General features: G+C 47.6%; 14 protein-coding genes and 1 riboswitch. All 14 genes read right to left on the reverse strand.

Features of this window, described 5'->3' with window-relative positions; genetic code table 11:
* Positions 1 to 8 precede the first annotated feature (8 nt).
* The 14 genes from AC4EVX_RS10010 to rpsF all read right to left on the reverse strand — a co-directional run bounded on the left by AC4EVX_RS10010 (position 9) and on the right by rpsF (position 15201).
* Positions 9 to 1700: a VanW family protein gene (locus tag AC4EVX_RS10010; protein ID WP_177977228.1), complete on the reverse strand. Its 1692-nt coding sequence runs from the start codon at positions 1698 to 1700 to the stop codon at positions 9 to 11.
* Between the two features lie 20 nt (positions 1701 to 1720).
* The gene (locus AC4EVX_RS10015; RefSeq protein ID WP_490160127.1) at positions 1721 to 1846 is read right to left on the reverse strand and encodes a hypothetical protein; all 126 of its coding nucleotides are present in this window, start codon (positions 1844 to 1846) and stop codon (positions 1721 to 1723) included.
* 61 nt (positions 1847 to 1907) lie between these two features.
* Positions 1908 to 2630, reverse strand: coding sequence for a 3'-5' exonuclease (locus AC4EVX_RS10020; RefSeq protein WP_490160128.1), 723 nt, complete (start codon positions 2628 to 2630; stop codon positions 1908 to 1910).
* A 46-nt stretch (positions 2631 to 2676) separates the two neighbouring features.
* Complete coding sequence (locus AC4EVX_RS10025; RefSeq protein WP_177977226.1) at positions 2677 to 3177, reverse strand: deaminase; 501 nt, start codon at positions 3175 to 3177, stop codon at positions 2677 to 2679.
* Between the two features lie 88 nt (positions 3178 to 3265).
* Positions 3266 to 4321: an L-threonylcarbamoyladenylate synthase gene (locus AC4EVX_RS10030; protein ID WP_177977225.1), complete on the reverse strand. Its 1056-nt coding sequence runs from the start codon at positions 4319 to 4321 to the stop codon at positions 3266 to 3268.
* 166 nt (positions 4322 to 4487) lie between these two features.
* Positions 4488 to 5114 carry an ECF transporter S component gene (locus AC4EVX_RS10035; protein ID WP_177977224.1) on the reverse strand — a complete coding sequence of 209 codons (627 nt, stop codon included), beginning with the start codon at positions 5112 to 5114 and terminating at the stop codon, positions 4488 to 4490.
* 440 nt (positions 5115 to 5554) lie between these two features.
* A riboswitch (FMN riboswitch) is annotated at positions 5555 to 5689 on the reverse strand.
* Between the two features lie 157 nt (positions 5690 to 5846).
* Positions 5847 to 7826, reverse strand: a complete 1980-nt coding sequence (locus AC4EVX_RS10040) for a fructose-1,6-bisphosphatase (protein ID WP_490160129.1) — start codon at positions 7824 to 7826, stop codon at positions 5847 to 5849.
* 192 nt (positions 7827 to 8018) lie between these two features.
* Complete coding sequence (locus AC4EVX_RS10045; RefSeq protein WP_177976682.1) at positions 8019 to 8726, reverse strand: N-acetylmuramoyl-L-alanine amidase; 708 nt, start codon at positions 8724 to 8726, stop codon at positions 8019 to 8021.
* Positions 8727 to 8810: 84 nt separating this feature from the next.
* Complete coding sequence (locus tag AC4EVX_RS10050; RefSeq protein ID WP_490160130.1) at positions 8811 to 10427, reverse strand: metallophosphoesterase; 1617 nt, start codon at positions 10425 to 10427, stop codon at positions 8811 to 8813.
* 119 nt (positions 10428 to 10546) lie between these two features.
* On the reverse strand, positions 10547 to 12226 hold the full coding sequence (locus tag AC4EVX_RS10055) for a glycosyl hydrolase family 18 protein (protein WP_177976684.1): 1680 nt from the start codon (positions 12224 to 12226) through the stop codon (positions 10547 to 10549).
* A gap of 266 nt (positions 12227 to 12492) precedes the next feature.
* Positions 12493 to 13014, reverse strand: coding sequence for a hypothetical protein (locus AC4EVX_RS10060; RefSeq protein WP_490160131.1), 522 nt, complete (start codon positions 13012 to 13014; stop codon positions 12493 to 12495).
* Between the two features lie 1074 nt (positions 13015 to 14088).
* Entirely contained in the window at positions 14089 to 14355 is a 267-nt protein-coding gene (rpsR, locus tag AC4EVX_RS10065) for a 30S ribosomal protein S18 (protein WP_177976686.1), read from the reverse strand.
* Positions 14356 to 14415: 60 nt separating this feature from the next.
* Entirely contained in the window at positions 14416 to 14883 is a 468-nt protein-coding gene (locus AC4EVX_RS10070; RefSeq protein WP_177976687.1) for a single-stranded DNA-binding protein, read from the reverse strand.
* A 24-nt stretch (positions 14884 to 14907) separates the two neighbouring features.
* Positions 14908 to 15201, reverse strand: coding sequence for a 30S ribosomal protein S6 (gene rpsF / locus AC4EVX_RS10075; protein WP_177976688.1), 294 nt, complete (start codon positions 15199 to 15201; stop codon positions 14908 to 14910).
* Positions 15202 to 15233: the final 32 nt, after the last annotated feature.

Raw genomic sequence — 15233 nt, forward strand, 5'->3', positions numbered from 1 at the left:
ACTTTCATTTACTGCGCGGCTTCCACAACAGGAGAGGCAGCAGGTGTCTCAGACTCCGGTGCCGGCGCTGGTGCTGGTGCTTCGGTATGAGACTCTGTCTGGGCTTCAGTCGGTGCCGGTGCGCTCACGCCCGGTCCGCCATTCTCCCCCTCGACTGCCGGAGATTTCGTCTCAGGTGCAGTCTCCGCCGAAGTCGTCGTCTCCGCACTCGTACCACCACCATTATGAGCGCCAGATGTCTCCGATGCCGATGTCGGCTGTTCCGGCGTAGCCGGCTGAGTAGTCGGGGGCGCTGTCTTCGGTCCAACCAGAACGATCGCTTTTGACGCGTTGTAAGTATCCGTGTGGAGAATCGTTCTCTCCGTCTCGACTCCATCAACCGTCACAACCTTCCAGAGACGAGACTTCAAACCGGTATGTGCAGACTGAACCTGCTTTCTTGTTCCCGGTGCAAGTGAATTGTCTACCTTCTCCTGCGGTGCTCCCGGATCGGTCGTACCGAGTGTCTCCGAGATGTACTCCACCTTGCGGTTTGCCGGACGAGTCTCCTTTCCGTAAATCGTGAATGTGAGCTTTCGTCCGCTCGTTCCACCCTCAACATAAATCGGAGTGTCATATGGATTTGTGATCTTAATATCCTTGTAGGTTCCCGCGATCGCCGCATCCATCGACGGCTTTACATAATTGACAATCATAGAGTGATTCTGTCTCTGTGTGATCGTCAGCTCAGCCATCAAAGAGGCATCATAAAGTGTCGTCGCAATCTGGCAAACACCGCCTCCGACGCTGTCGACAACCTGTCCATTCTCATAAGCTGCAGCTGTGAAGTATCCATTATCGGTCGTAAACGGACTCATGCACTCATATCCGGAGAGCGTATCTCCCGGCATCAAAATTTTTCCGTTGATCTTCTTCGCCCCGTTTGCAAGATTCTTTGAGCGCGCCTCTCCACTGCTCGAAAAATCGGTCGTGCAGGTGCCGAGCACATCTTTGATGCTCTTCAAATCATCTTCCTTGATTCTCGGCTCTTCCTCATTCACCACAGCGCTGACCTTAATTACCATACCGTCGGCATCTTCCGCCGGCACTGCCTCTGCAGTAGCAGTGTCCGTCGTCTTATTTTCCCCGCCGGTTCCAGAGGCTCCACCTGTCAGCGCCTCATCGATCGCCTGACTCGTCGCATCGAGATCAACCACCTTTCCGGAGCTTCCCGGAGTAATCTTAAAGGTTCCGTTCTCACGGACAATCGACGCATCCACCGGCGCGCCCACAATTCCGGCACACGTTTTCTTAATGAACGCATCCACCTTCTCCTCATCCACAGATGCCTCGATCTCAATGTGAACCGGATTCTTTTCCAGATCCTTCGTTCCCATATATCGACGGATCAGATTGCCCTCAAGTGCATGACTCGCGGCCTCCTCAACGACATTCTCATTGCTCCAGGCATATCCCAAATCACGCGCCGTCGTCTCCACCGTCATTCCGTCCACATCGAGGGAGATCGTTCTATCCGAAAGCCCGTCCACATAGGTCGCGACTTCCTCCTCCGCCTTCTCCTTTGTGAGTCCTCCCAGACTGAACTCACCGACATAGATTCCATCCGGTATGGTTTTCTCCTCTGCATACGCCGGCACTGCAGAACTGATTCCTGCAACCGCAATCAGAGCCATACCACTCAGCAATCTCAATTTTCTCATATATTCTCTGCTCCTCTTATTTACTGGAACACGCTGATGAGCGTTCCCGCTACCATCGGAACCACCATCGCAAGAATCAGGATGATGACAATCACTCCCGATACGATTCTCTTTGTTTTATTCTTATTATTATGTGAGTTTGCCATGATACATGAACCTCTCTTTCTTTTTCATCTTATTTTTTTCTTGTTCCAAATACACCCGCGCTCATTTTTTGACAATCCTGCCGTATTGCAAAATCAACTGATCATGAAGTCTTGAGGCTTCGCTACGGCTCAATTCTTCAAAGCGCACAGGTAAACTTATTTTATGATATTTTATAAAATACCGCAAGTCTTCTTTTTGCTTTTCCGATGCCGGCTGATCCCGTTTTACCTTGTAAATAAGCGGTTTTGGAACAAAAAGCTCCGGCTTGTTCTGCCCGAATCGTCTCGCAATCTTTGTATACAATCTCACCGTGTCCCACGCATCCGAGCATGCCCGATGTGCCCGCTCCCGCTCAATCCCAAAAAACGCACAGGCGACAGCTAGGTTTTTCCTCTCCTCCACCGGCATAAATGCCCGGCAGAGCGCAAGCGTATCAATTCCGTTCCGCTCAAAAGATTCCCCCTGATTTACTGTCGCCCGTTTCAGAAAACGGTAATCAAACATCACCTGATGCCCCACAATCGGAAGTTCTCCACAGAATTTCAAAAATTCATCGAGAACCTCCCCGATCATCGGCGCTTTTTCCACCATCTCATCCGTAATTCCGGTCAGATCAGATACAAAATCGGGAATCGGACATCCGGGATTGACTAACTGCTGATACTCTCCCGCGACCTCTCCATTCTCCACGCGAATTGCGCCGATCTCGATAATCCGATCTTTCTTTGGATCAAGTCCCGTCGTCTCAAGATCAACCGCCACAAAACTCAACTGTTCTGCCAAATTTCCCTGATCACATTCCCATTTTTTCTCAGATTTTTCAGATTTTTCAGACATCGATCTCAATCTTTCTTCCACTGCACTCATACTGGTAATAGCGAACACCCGCTGCATTTAACATGCGCTTTGACGCACGGACAGACGGAGAATCCGGATACTTGTCTTCCTTATAGATAATCGTCTGAATTCCTGCCTGAATGATCGCCTTCGCACACTCATTGCACGGGAACAGCGTCACATAGAGCTTGCTTCCCTCAAGGCTTCCGCCCCGATAATTCAAAATCGCATTGAGCTCACTGTGCGTCACATAGAGGTATTTTGCACTGTACGGATCTGTCGTCTCCGCCTCTTTTCCCCACGGGAACTCATCATCGGAACAACCCTTCGGAAATCCATTGTATCCCATCGACATGATTTTGTTATCCTGGCTGACGATGCAGGCTCCTACCTGCGTGTTCGGATCTTTCGATCGACGACCGGAAAGGTCTGCAATTCCCATAAAATACTCATCCCAGGAAATGTAATCCCGACGCTTCTTCGTCTCTGACATAAAATTCTCCTTTTTCTATTTTTTATCTTTTTTGGTGCACGATTATCTTTCTCAAACTCAAATTATCTCTTATCTGTCTTTTGTCTCCTCAGACTTTCAGGATATGGTATCCTGCCGCCTTTGTCAGACGGTTCATGATCGCCTGACCGAGATGATCTTTAGAGAAACTCTCCGAATAAATCACATCGACATCGAGATCATCAAACTCTCTGAGAACAGCAAACAGGTTGTGGGCGATCGTCTCTTCCTTTGCACGCTCTCCGACACTGCGGACAAGTCCGTCCGGATAGCTCGACCGGCTCTCATCGGTGCAGATCACACCTACCCGCAGATTCTGCTCAAGTCCTTCTTTTACAAGCTCATTGATCTTGTTTGCGACTGCCTCTGCCTCGCCCTCCACAAGTGTCATCTGTGCATGAGGAGCGTAGTGGCGGTACTTCATGCCCGGAGCCTTCGGATGAAAATCAGCAGTTGGCGGTCCCTGAATCGCCGGATCGATCTCGACATGACCGACGGTCTTTTCAAGCATCTCCATCGTCACAGCTCCCGGACGAAGAAGCGTCGGCACCTCACCGGACACATCGACAATCGTCGACTCCACACCGATTCCGACCGGACCTCCATCAAGAATCATCTCAATTCTTCCATTCATATCCTGCCATACATGCTGAGCTGTCGTCGGACTTGGACGACCGGAAGTATTCGCACTCGGCGCTGCAACCGGAACCTTCGCAAGATGAATCAGACGGTTTGCAACCGGATCGCTCGGCATCCGCACCGCCACGGTCTCAAGACCACCCGTCGTTCCATACGGCACGATACTGCTCTTCGGAAAAATCATCGTCAACGGTCCCGGCCAATATGCCTCGGCAAGTTTTCTTCCCGCTTCCGGAATTTCCTTCACAAGGGGTTCAAGCTCCTCCATGCAGGAAATATGCGCGATCAGCGGATTGTCCGACGGACGCCCCTTCGCCGCATAGATTTTTTTCGCTGCCTCCTCATTCAGAGCATTCGCACCGAGTCCATAAACTGTCTCCGTCGGAAATGCTACAAGCCCTCCATCCCGAAGAATCTGCGCTGCCTCCGCCAGCTCCTCATCTCGTATCTCTGCTGTATCCTGTATTTTCACCATCTTTGTTTCCATTGGTGTGTTCCTCTTTTCTTTTTCAGATAAATATTTCCCAATATCATATCTCGTATCATATCACAAAAAAACCGGAAAGGAAATATAAAGCCTTCCTTTCCGGTTTTTCCAGATTCTGCTATTTATTATGTTCTTTATCTTATTGTTCTACATCCTTTATGCGAAGTTATGCCCGAACGCCCCGTCTCGCCTGACTGGCTGTGCTGTGAATCACAACACTGACTCTCTTATACACAAGAGCGGTGATCAGGGAAACCACAATGCCCTTTACCACATTGAACGGTCCCACACACAGAAGAGCGAACGTCCACACATTGCTGACTGCCGGATTGATCTGTGCTCCCATCGAGATGATCGTGTCAAGTGGCATGAAGTGAGAATAGAACGGAAGCATCACGACAGCATTGAGGACAACTCCTGCCATTGCCATCAGAATCGTTCCAACTGTCATTCCAATTCCGGCGCCTTTCTTCGTGCGATTGAAGTGGTAAATCAATCCTGCCGGGATCACAAGTGCACATCCAATCGTAAAGTTCGCAAACTCTCCGACAAATCCGGTGCTCGTCGGCTTAATCACGAGCTTCACCAGAATCTTCACTGCCTCAATCACAATCCCTGCAACCGGTCCAAGTGCAAAGCTCCCGACAAGTACCGGAACCTCACTGAAATCAAGTCCGTAAAAACTCGGTGCCAGAAATACGAGCGGCACCTCAAACATCATCAGCACACCCGCCAGCGCGCCGAGCATTCCCATCAATACCACATTTCTTGTCGTAAACAGTTTCTCTCTCATTGTTGACTCCTCCTCTTGCCATGATGTAAGTTCCTTTCAGTCACAGCACATCCGTCCTCGCCTTCTGAGTACTTTCACTTTCTTTATGAAAAAACTTCACCCAGAAATAAATTTTTGATGCACCGCAGGGAGTATCATGCGAAACAAATGAGTGTTTGAGTCGACGCTCGCAGAATATTTTTCATGAACACAATCTTCCATCTTTTATGCTTCTATGAATAAAAAAGAATGTGCCCTGGCACATTCTCGCGCCGAGGCGCGGTTGCTTCGGCAACCATCTTCCCCTGCGCCGAGTGCGCATCCTCGCGGAGCGTTTTTGTATGATAGGACGCAATTTCCTATCATATCAAAAAGCCCCAGATTTGCTTGAAATCTGGGGCTTGCTTTTTGAGTGAAGATCTGTCACTTTCTAACTCTCTATATTCTGACATCTATTCGCATAATCTCTTCTTTCATCCAGACTTTACTGTCGGTTCCGGAATCTCACCGGATCAGCCACTTGCGCAGGTCGCGGACTTCTCTTCTCTCAAAGAGTCACCGCCGGTGGGGAATCGCACCCCGCCCCGAAGAACTTATTTTTTATTTATTTGCTGTCAGTATAATCACTTTTTCCTGTCTCGTCAATCCTTTTTTACAAAATCTGTTGCCGTTTGTGCCACACATGAACGGTAACGAAGATTTTTATCACAAAACTCATTCCCATCCATGCGCAATACCCACAACAAAAATGCTTTATCTCTGACCATTTGAATTGTGAGACGGGAACTTCTCGATGATACGTCCACTTCGGTATGCCTCAAGCAGATACTCAAGATCTGCAATATCCGCTTTAAGTTTCCGTCCGCTGTCCGTATCTCCGACGAGCTCCCTCTCCGTCGATCTCTGAATAATCACACTGTCGGAGTGAATGTCACTCTCATTCTCGATCGCAGACTCGGTCGACTCAAACGGCTTATGCGCCGCAAGAATCAGTCCGTAAGAATTGTAAATCAGTGTATATCCGGCGATTCCGGTCTCCTTCTGGTAAGCGCGCGAGAAACCACCGTCAATAACGAGAACCTTTCCTCCACACTTGACCGGGCTCTCTCCATTCTTCGTCTTGACCGGAACATGACCGTTGATGATGTGACCGTCCTCTGGTGACAAACCAAATTCCTCAAGAATCCTGTTTGCAACCTCCTCGTCCTCGATCAGCGTGTAGTATGGATTCTTCTTCTCCCTGTGTGTCTCCTTCTCCGCGAGGAAATACCGCTCAAATGTCGCCATCTTCGTCTTTCCAAACAGCGGGGAATTCTCGTGAAGCCAGATATACCACATCAGATCACGACCGCGCTTGCGCTCCACAAGATCCTCTGCGACAAAGCCTTTTCGGATATACTCATCAAAAAACTCGTAGAGAGATCTGCCACTGCAACGATGTCCGTAAAGCTCCACCTCGCGGAAACTGCCGTTCTCATTTAACGGCACACAGCCGTGAAAGAGCAGATTTCCGTTGTATACTTTGTACAGACTTCCCTTTGCAAGCAGGAAACGCATGTGTTCCTGAAGTTTTTCACACTTCTGGAAGGCATTCTCGAGACGCTCCATCACCTGCTCCTCGGCATCACTCAGGCGATACGGGGCTTTCGGATCTACAGTTGGGAAATTCATATCCAGAAGTTTATATTCTTTTCCGTCGAGCGTGATCACACCGCGCTCATAGTCAATGCGGTGAAGAAGCGCACGCCCCTCCAGACCGAACTCCGGATGCTCCTTGCTCATCTGTCCCTCGACCTTGAACTGAATGATTGAGATCGCCTTGTGCATCTTTAAGTTCATCTCTCTCTCATTCTTGTTTTTCGGAGGCTCCCCTTTCAGTGCAAAACAGGTACACGGATCATTCTCATACGCCTGCATCGCAAATGTCGCAAGCGGAAGAAGATTGATTCCATAGCCCTCCTCCAGAATATCCAGATTGCCATAACGGGCACAGATTCGGAGTGCATTTGCAATGCAGGCTCTCTGTCCGGTCGCTGCTCCCATCCAGAGTACATCGTGATTGCCCCACTGTACATCCACGGAATGATATGCCATCAGATCATCCATAATGATGTGCGGGCCTGGACCACGGTCATAGATATCGCCGAGAATATGAAGATGATCGACGACAAGTCTCTGAATCAGTTCACACAGAGCCGCGATAAAATCCTCCGCTCTTCCAAGACGAATGATCGTCTGCACAATCGCATCGTAGTAAGATTCCTTGTCTCTGACATCGTCCTTCTCAGTAATCAGCTCCTCGATCACATACGCAAATTCCGGCGGAAGTGCCTTGCGGACCTTTGATCGCGTGTATTTGCTGGCAGCTCTCTTGCTGACTGCAATCAGACGGTAAAGCGTGATCTTATACCAATCCTTCTTGTTCTTTGTCTTTGCGAGAATCCGTGCCATCTTCTCGCGCGGATAATAAATCAGGGTTGCTAACGTGCGCTTATCCTGATCGCTCAGCGTTGTTCCGAATACCTCGTTCACCTTACGTCGCACAGCACCCGAACCGTTCTTGAGCACATGGGCAAACGCCTCATACTCTCCGTGCACATCCGTCAAAAAATGCTCGGTTCCCTTTGGCAGGTTCAAAATTGCCTCCAGATTGATGACTTCCATCGATGCGGCTGCAATCGTCGGATACAGTTCTGACAATCTTTCCAGATATCTTGTCTGTAAATCGTGCATACCCCAAACTCCTTCCTTTTCTTCTCCCCTCATCACTTTCTGCCATGTATACAATGTATCTTTATTATAACAGATTTGGAGACTTCCAAAAAGAGTTTTGCCTTATGTACCTTCCAAAGTGCATGTTATCCGTTACTGTTCACACGCCCTGCAAACGGTACATGATGTATGGCACAAATGGTAACGCCCCAATCATCTCTGATTCAAATATTCCAGAATTCCGACATGAATTGTCCACGCAAGTCGATCCTGGTATTCCTCTGTCTTTAACTTTTTCGTTTCCTCCCAGTTTGAGAGGAAACCACACTCCACAATCGCAGAGACGCACTTCACATTTTTGAGCAGATAATAACTCCCATTTGCCTTTGCAAGTCTCGTATTCTTATCCCTTAAGACATAATCAAAGCGTTTCTGCAAAATCTCCGCCAGTTTCTTTCCCTCCTCCGAGTTGGAAAAGTAAAAGACCTGACCACCAGAGATTGCTTCCTGATGATAACTGTTCTGGTGAATGCTGACCATGAGATCTGGCTTTTCTTCGTTGATCTTCGCACAGCGATTTCTCATATCGGCCGTCTTCTTCTGCGTATCGGTCTCCTCATAAAGTCCTCTGTCATCCTCACGAGTCAAAATCACCTCCACATCCGATGCCTCGAGATAATCTCTTAATTTTTTCGCAATGCTTAAATTGATCTCCTTCTCCGGTGTTCCATCGACCGCAATTTTTCCCGGATCATTGCCCCCATGACCTACATCCACACAGACCACCGGGTGCTTTTTTCCAGAAGCCTCTGCCATTGCCTCCCGGTTATCCAGAGTAAGCTCTCCTGCCCTTTGCGAGATCAGAAAGACTGCCATCAGAAAGAGGATTGCCATCAGATGTTCCGCTCTTCGATTCTTCACGCCACACCTTTTCGGACTGTTCTCTCTCCTATTATATCTTTCCGACTGGAGGAAAAGACATTGCAGTTAAAAAATACATTCCGGTTACTTGCTTCTCAACAGATTATAATCCGTTTTTGCGTCTCTCAAAATATACTCGATGTATTCCGGCAGCTCTGTAAGCGCATTGTTGTCCATCCAGAGCTCATATGCCGGATCTTGATACGCCTGTTTGCAAATCCGATAAGCCGTTCCCTGATAGTAGGCATCATTCAGATCCGCATAATAATCCGACATCTGCTTCTTCTGCGCATCCGTCAAACCTGGAATATTTTCCAGTGCTTTCTGGGACTGATTATAAAATACCTTTCTCAGAAATTCTCCCTGAAACTCATCAAAGTTCAGAAGATCTGCCTTCTTGCTTCCATGTTCTTTCGCCCACTTTTCGACATCCACCGCCCAGGTTCGATAATAAAATTCTCCGTCCGGGGAATAGCTGAGCACTCCATACTTGCATCCCGGTGTCGCCAGCGAACTCGTCACCATCTCAGGAAGTCCTTTATTATCAGAGGAACGCTTATAATGCTGAACATGGAGATGACCGCTGAGGAAAAACGGTGCATCCCACTCTTCAAGGAGATCCACAAGCTGTTCTCCATGTTCAATCGTGCAGTCATCTACATAGATCTCACTCTCATCGAGAAGATTGTGATGGGCAATCGGAATCAGCATCACTCCATCCTCCCACGCTGATCGCAGTTGCTCCTCAATCCAATCATAAGTATCTGAGAGAATCGCGCCTCCGACTTTTGCAACCGGGCGATACTGGCAGGTATCGAGCATCAGAATTCTCGTCTCATCATCCAGCTCATAGACATAACTCAGACTTGTCTTGTCCTCACTGAGCGCCTCATCATAGCCAAAATTGCGGTATATTTCGCGAAACTCCTCCGGTGTCGTGTACTCTGCGGGCATTCTCTGTGTTCCCTTATACTTTCCGGCTTTTCGGTTATTGATATCATGGTTTCCCGGAATTACGAGAACCGGAATTCCGGCATCCTCCACTTTTTCGAGCTTTTTCGCCAACTCCTGATGGCTCTTCTTCTCACCCTCAAGTGTCAGATCCCCGCTCAAGATCAATGCATCCGGGCAGTACTCCATCACCTCGTCGAGAAAGGCATCCGTGATCGCATCGATATAAGTGACAATCTTTCCGTCTCCATACTCCACCATCTCCTGAAAACGCGGTCCGTTGTCCGTCAGCTCCTTTGCAAAGTAGTGGATGTCCGATCCCTGAATCAGATGACTCTCCCACTCGCCATCTCTCTCAAATCTCTTTTTTTCGTCTTTTCGATCCCAGCGATTAAAGCTCGAAGACATAGAACTTGAATTTTTGCTCTGATCTCCGTCAGAACCTTTGGTTTGATTGTCCGCCTGATTCTCTTTACCTTGATTCCCATCATTTCGATTTTCGTCATTTGCTTCTTCGGATGAGGCTTCGGCAGACGAGGATAGGGACGAGGATTCCGAGGAAAATTTCGACGGAGAGGATTCCGCTGAACCTGAGGACGACTGCGAAGAATCCTCAGAAGCGGACTCTGAAGTTGACGACGAAGATGCCAGATCCCCATTCGCATTTCTCGCACATCCAGAGCTCCCCAACAGAACGCTTCCCGCAATCAAGACCACGGATGTCAGTTTCCAGAATTTTCGTTTTCTCATATCTCCATCCTCCATTTCCACAACTGTTTCATCTCATCTTAATCCACAAATATCTCTGCCAGAATTTTAATTATCCGTAATATTCCTTCCGAGTATTTCTGTCTTACAATTCCTATCTCCTACGGCAGCTTCACAATATCCCAGATATCCGATGGCTCAAATCCAAGTTTCCAGCATGCAACACCCGCCAGATTGTTCGTTCGGATCAGATCCATCTTCAAGCCGATCGACCGCTCCTCTTCCATCCAGATGCGGTACGTCGTTCCATTTTCTGTCTTCTCTCCGTAATACTGTCCGAGTGCATCCTCCCAGGTCAATTCAACCTGATTATCCTGAACCCACTGCTTTGCCTTCGTGATTCCCATCGCCTGAGACGTCACTCCATTTGCATCCTCCTGCCATACCCGTGTGTAGAATGGAATCGCACTGATCAGCTTCTCCTTCGGCACCTCTCTGAGGGCATCCTCAATTCCCTGTTTCTCATATCCAAGAGAGGCAACTGAGCCGGCATCTCCACCTGCATAGTGCTCATCATATCCCATAATCACGACATAGTCTGCCACGCGCCCCTGCTCAGCACGGTTGTAAAATGCGGTGTACGCGGATGGAACATAAGTATCCACAGAGAGAATGATTCCATTTTTTCGACAATCCACAGAAAGCTCGCGGATGAATTCCACATAGTGCGGACCCACGGAAGATTTAATTCCCTCAATATCCAGATTGATTCCGTCTATTCCATACGCCTGCACATCCTTAATCAGCCCCGCAATCAGCTTTTTTCTCGCTGAGGTATCTGCAAAAAGGACACCAGAATCCACATTGTCTCCCTTATTGAAGTTATCAAGAACCGCCCATACCTGCACATCCATCGCATGTGCCTTCTCCACATAGGAACGATCTGCCAGACACTCATAATTTCCCTGATTGTCTGTCAGAAGAAACCACGTCGGAGCAATTACATTAACGCCCTTTGTATTCGCCATCAGCTTTTCCATCGTCTTATTCGCATCCCGGGTCGTCACCTGATGCCAGACAAGACAGATCGGCTCATCCAAAGAAATATTCGTGTAGACTGGCTCCTCAAAATGACTGACTGGCTGTTCTTCCGTGCGATCTTTCAAGGTATTATTCTTGATATAACCCAGATAGCCGTCCTCGGTTCTGACTCTCGACCAGTTCTCCATCTCATCGAGAATCGTCACCTGCATCCCTTTTGCTTCCTGAGTGACAACCTTACTCTTCACACCTCCGCGAATACGAATGGTCGTCTTCTTTTTCAGGACTGCCGTTTCCTCTGTATCCCAACTGCTATCGAGAAAGAAGCGGTTTGCGTCCCCATCTGTAAAAGTCTCCGTCCGGATATCGGTGTACTCCCGAACGAGATCTGCCAGCACCCAAACCTGATCATCATCCTCCACAAACAGAGAGCTTCCATCATCCGAGCAATCCGTCTCACTAATATAACGAATGGATTCTGGAAATGTGTAAATCATCTGTTTATCCGCCTCATCCCAGTAAAATCGTTCATTGATGCTGTTGCTCACCCAATCCAGCGGAAGATAAACCGTTCCCTCAATCAATTTTCCCTTGATTCCATCCGTCCGCTGTCCATTCCAGATGATTGCCACCTCATCCTGACTGCTAACCGCAAACACTTCTTGAATATCCGCCTGCTCTTTCGACGGCGCTAAATATTTCCAAACGGTAAATCCTCCTGCCACAGCCGCAAAGATCAAGACTACCGTAGCCAATCTCGCAAATGAAATAAAATGTTTCTTCCGTCTTCTCCGCTTCATTTCCGGATTCTCCTCTTTTATGATCAAAATTTTGTCTTTATTATAGCATAAAACAGGAGTCCCCTCTCTTACATTTTCCTGACTATTCCCTCCCCATGCTTTTTTCCAGGCTGAATTGGAATTCTCTCAAAGCCCCTCCCCTTCCTGCGATGGACAAGAAGAAATCAGCTTCTTCCACTGCAGACCAGTCAGTCGTTTGTTTTGATTGCTTATTTCAAATTGCTTATTTCAGATTACTTGTCTCAAATCACTTCATTACCTATCACTCATTTATTGTATACAAGATCAAAACGAATCTGTCTCAAAATCTTTCTCCCCGCTGTGGCAGTCCCAAGTCCCACCTGTGCACTTCTCGCCTGAATATTCGATAACTCCGGAAACATTCCTCCATTCTCCATTCCATCATCATCTACATTGCCAGTCGCACACGGGCAATAACCGCGCCCCTGTTCTCTCACACTTTCGACCAGACGACTCTGGCTCCTGTTGCTCTCATTCTGTCCGAAATCCTGCCCAAACTTCTGACTAAAATCCTGGTTGAAATTCTGACAAAAATCCTTACGGAATGCCTCACAACAATCGTCATCTCCATCTTCCGGAAGATCCTCAAGGATATAATCTCCCATATAAAATCCACCGTCACTGCGAATCTCAAACAATCGCTCCCACAGCGTGTCATCCGCCTCCTTTCCGTCAATTAAAACAGAAACTCCCTTCGCCTGATAACGCTTGAGTCCCTGCACATAAGCCATTCTGCTTCGTGCATTCATTCTCAACTTTTTCTTCATACTCCCCCTTCTGTTCGGACAGCAGTCCAGACGACCAGGGAGGGATAAGCCGTGACACAAATTCTCCTGTCTGTTCTACTGTCCCGGGCTCTGCACCCGTTTCTTCCGTCAGCCGGATTTTCTTTTTCAAATTCCGCCAACAGGCAGAGATGATTTCTGTCTTCCGATCTTCCGCGACATTTCCTCTTGCTTATTTTGCCCAATCTGCTTACTCTGCCGATCTTTCTGACGGCACTTTTTTCCATGCTTTCCTCTTTCGGGAATGATTCAGATTTTGGCACTCTGGCTTTCTGCCGTTCCACATTCCAAATTCACACTGGCTTTCACAAACCATTTTTAACACGTTACTTTCATACAAATTCCATACGGAATATAGATTTTGTCTGCGCGCAAAAGGCAGTACCAATGGCAAAAAGGATATTTTGTTTTGCGTTTCGTTCTTTCATGTGATTTCTGTATTTTGTGTGATTTCTGTGAATGTTTCTATGAGCTTCCATGAATTTCATATAGAACTGTATCCCGCTCAGATTTTTCATCATACGCAAGATGCACAGGCAGAATCAGCGCCCCCATGTCTGCCGGATTTTATGGCAAAAGCATATCGTTCTGATCGCAGAATTGCATTTCACTTTAATATTAAAAACAGGGTTTTCTCACTGAATATAAGATCTTTTATTCACCGGACGGCTGTTGAGAATCCTTCGGACTTCTCACTGCCATTGAATATGTCCCTTGCAAGAAACAAGGAACGCATAAGAAATCGTTTTGATGCTGCTCTCTTCAAAAATGTCGTTTCCTCTGTTCGACAGCTATCATCTCTGTAAAGCCCATTCTAATACAAACACCGACATTTATCAAGAAGATTTTTCAATTTTTATGTCTTTATTTTCTTTTTTCATAAAAAATCATCGCCTAAAACGCGCCAAATGTATATTTTTGTTGCATATTTTCAAGTGGAGCGTTTTTGTATGATAGGACGCAATTTCCTATCATACAAAAAAAGAGACCCTGCACGAATCTCATGCAAGATCTCTCTATTTTCAACATTCTGCTGTTTCCAACACAGAGTATATCTTACTCCATGGTGTACGGCATCAGAGCGATGTGACGTGCTCTCTTGATAGCAACGGTCAGAGCTCTCTGGTGCTTTGCACAGTTTCCGGTAATTCTTCTCGGAAGAATTTTACCTCTCTCAGAAACGTATCTCTTCAGCTTATTTGTATCCTTGTAATCGATTACGCCGTTCTTGTCGCCACAGAATACGCAAACTTTCTTTCTTCTGCGAATGCCGCCTCTTCTAACCTTAGCGCCATCAGCTTTATCAGTCTTATTGAATGCCATTGGTAGTGCCTCCTTCTCTCAAATATCGTCGCACGCTCAATTTCTCACGCCAACCTGCGCTTAGTTGAACGGCAACCCTTCGTCTTCCACACCATCCGGAATGTTCATGAATCCGTCACCGATCGCACTTGAAGGAGCTGGACGGGAGGTCGGCTGGTAAGAACCACCGCCCATACCACCGTTGCCTGCGCCAGCACCCTTGCTGTCTGCAAATTCCTGATCATCTACGATGATGTCTGTGGTATAAACGCGCTGACCTTCTTTGTTGGTGTAACTGCCAGTCTGAATTCTTCCGGAAACGAGAACTCTCATTCCCTGACGGAAATACTTCTCTGCGAACTCACCTGCTCTGTCAAATGCTACGATATTGATAAAGTCTGCGGTCTGTCCCTGATCGCCATCCTGACCTCTGCGACCTCTGCGGTCTACTGCCAGAGTGTATCTTGCGATCGCCATGGAACGCTCGCCCTGTGAGTACCGAACTTCCGGATCTCTGGTCAATCTTCCCATAAGGATTACTCTATTCATACCATCACTCTTTCTAAATTGTATTTACTGCTCGTCCTGCTTCACGCAAAGATATCTTACAACCTGCTCCATGATACGGATGTGTGCTTCCACTTCGTTAGAGCAGTCAGAATTCTCAGACTCGAACTTGATGAAGTAGTAGAAAGCCTCCTTGGACTTCTGGATCTCGTATGCAAGTCTCTTCTTGCCCCAGTCGTCAACGCCGGTAACAGTACCGCCAAAGCGGGTGATGTATCCCTGTACCTTCTCCAGTGCTGCTGCTCTCTCCTCGTCTTCGAGTTTTGCGCTCAGAACAACTGCTAATTCGTATTTGTTCATTGCTTTACCTCCTTGTGGTCTCTGGCCCTTGA

It is taken from the genome of Brotaphodocola sp. (assembly GCF_983179755.1).

Coding starts and splice junctions, on each gene's coding strand:
- AC4EVX_RS10030 (WP_177977225.1), bottom strand. CDS start 4,321: ATGGAAACAAAGATGGTGAAAATACAGGATACAGCAGAGATACGAGAT.
- AC4EVX_RS10025 (WP_177977226.1), bottom strand. CDS start 3,177: ATGTCAGAGACGAAGAAGCGTCGGGATTACATTTCCTGGGATGAGTAT.
- AC4EVX_RS10040 (WP_490160129.1), bottom strand. CDS start 7,826: ATGCACGATTTACAGACAAGATATCTGGAAAGATTGTCAGAACTGTAT.
- AC4EVX_RS10050 (WP_490160130.1), bottom strand. CDS start 10,427: ATGAGAAAACGAAAATTCTGGAAACTGACATCCGTGGTCTTGATTGCG.
- AC4EVX_RS10035 (WP_177977224.1), bottom strand. CDS start 5,114: ATGAGAGAGAAACTGTTTACGACAAGAAATGTGGTATTGATGGGAATG.
- AC4EVX_RS10010 (WP_177977228.1), bottom strand. CDS start 1,700: ATGAGAAAATTGAGATTGCTGAGTGGTATGGCTCTGATTGCGGTTGCA.
- AC4EVX_RS10055 (WP_177976684.1), bottom strand. CDS start 12,226: ATGAAGCGGAGAAGACGGAAGAAACATTTTATTTCATTTGCGAGATTG.
- AC4EVX_RS10060 (WP_490160131.1), bottom strand. CDS start 13,014: ATGAAGAAAAAGTTGAGAATGAATGCACGAAGCAGAATGGCTTATGTG.
- rpsR (WP_177976686.1), bottom strand. CDS start 14,355: ATGGCATTCAATAAGACTGATAAAGCTGATGGCGCTAAGGTTAGAAGA.
- AC4EVX_RS10070 (WP_177976687.1), bottom strand. CDS start 14,883: ATGAATAGAGTAATCCTTATGGGAAGATTGACCAGAGATCCGGAAGTT.
- AC4EVX_RS10015 (WP_490160127.1), bottom strand. CDS start 1,846: ATGGCAAACTCACATAATAATAAGAATAAAACAAAGAGAATCGTATCG.
- rpsF (WP_177976688.1), bottom strand. CDS start 15,201: ATGAACAAATACGAATTAGCAGTTGTTCTGAGCGCAAAACTCGAAGAC.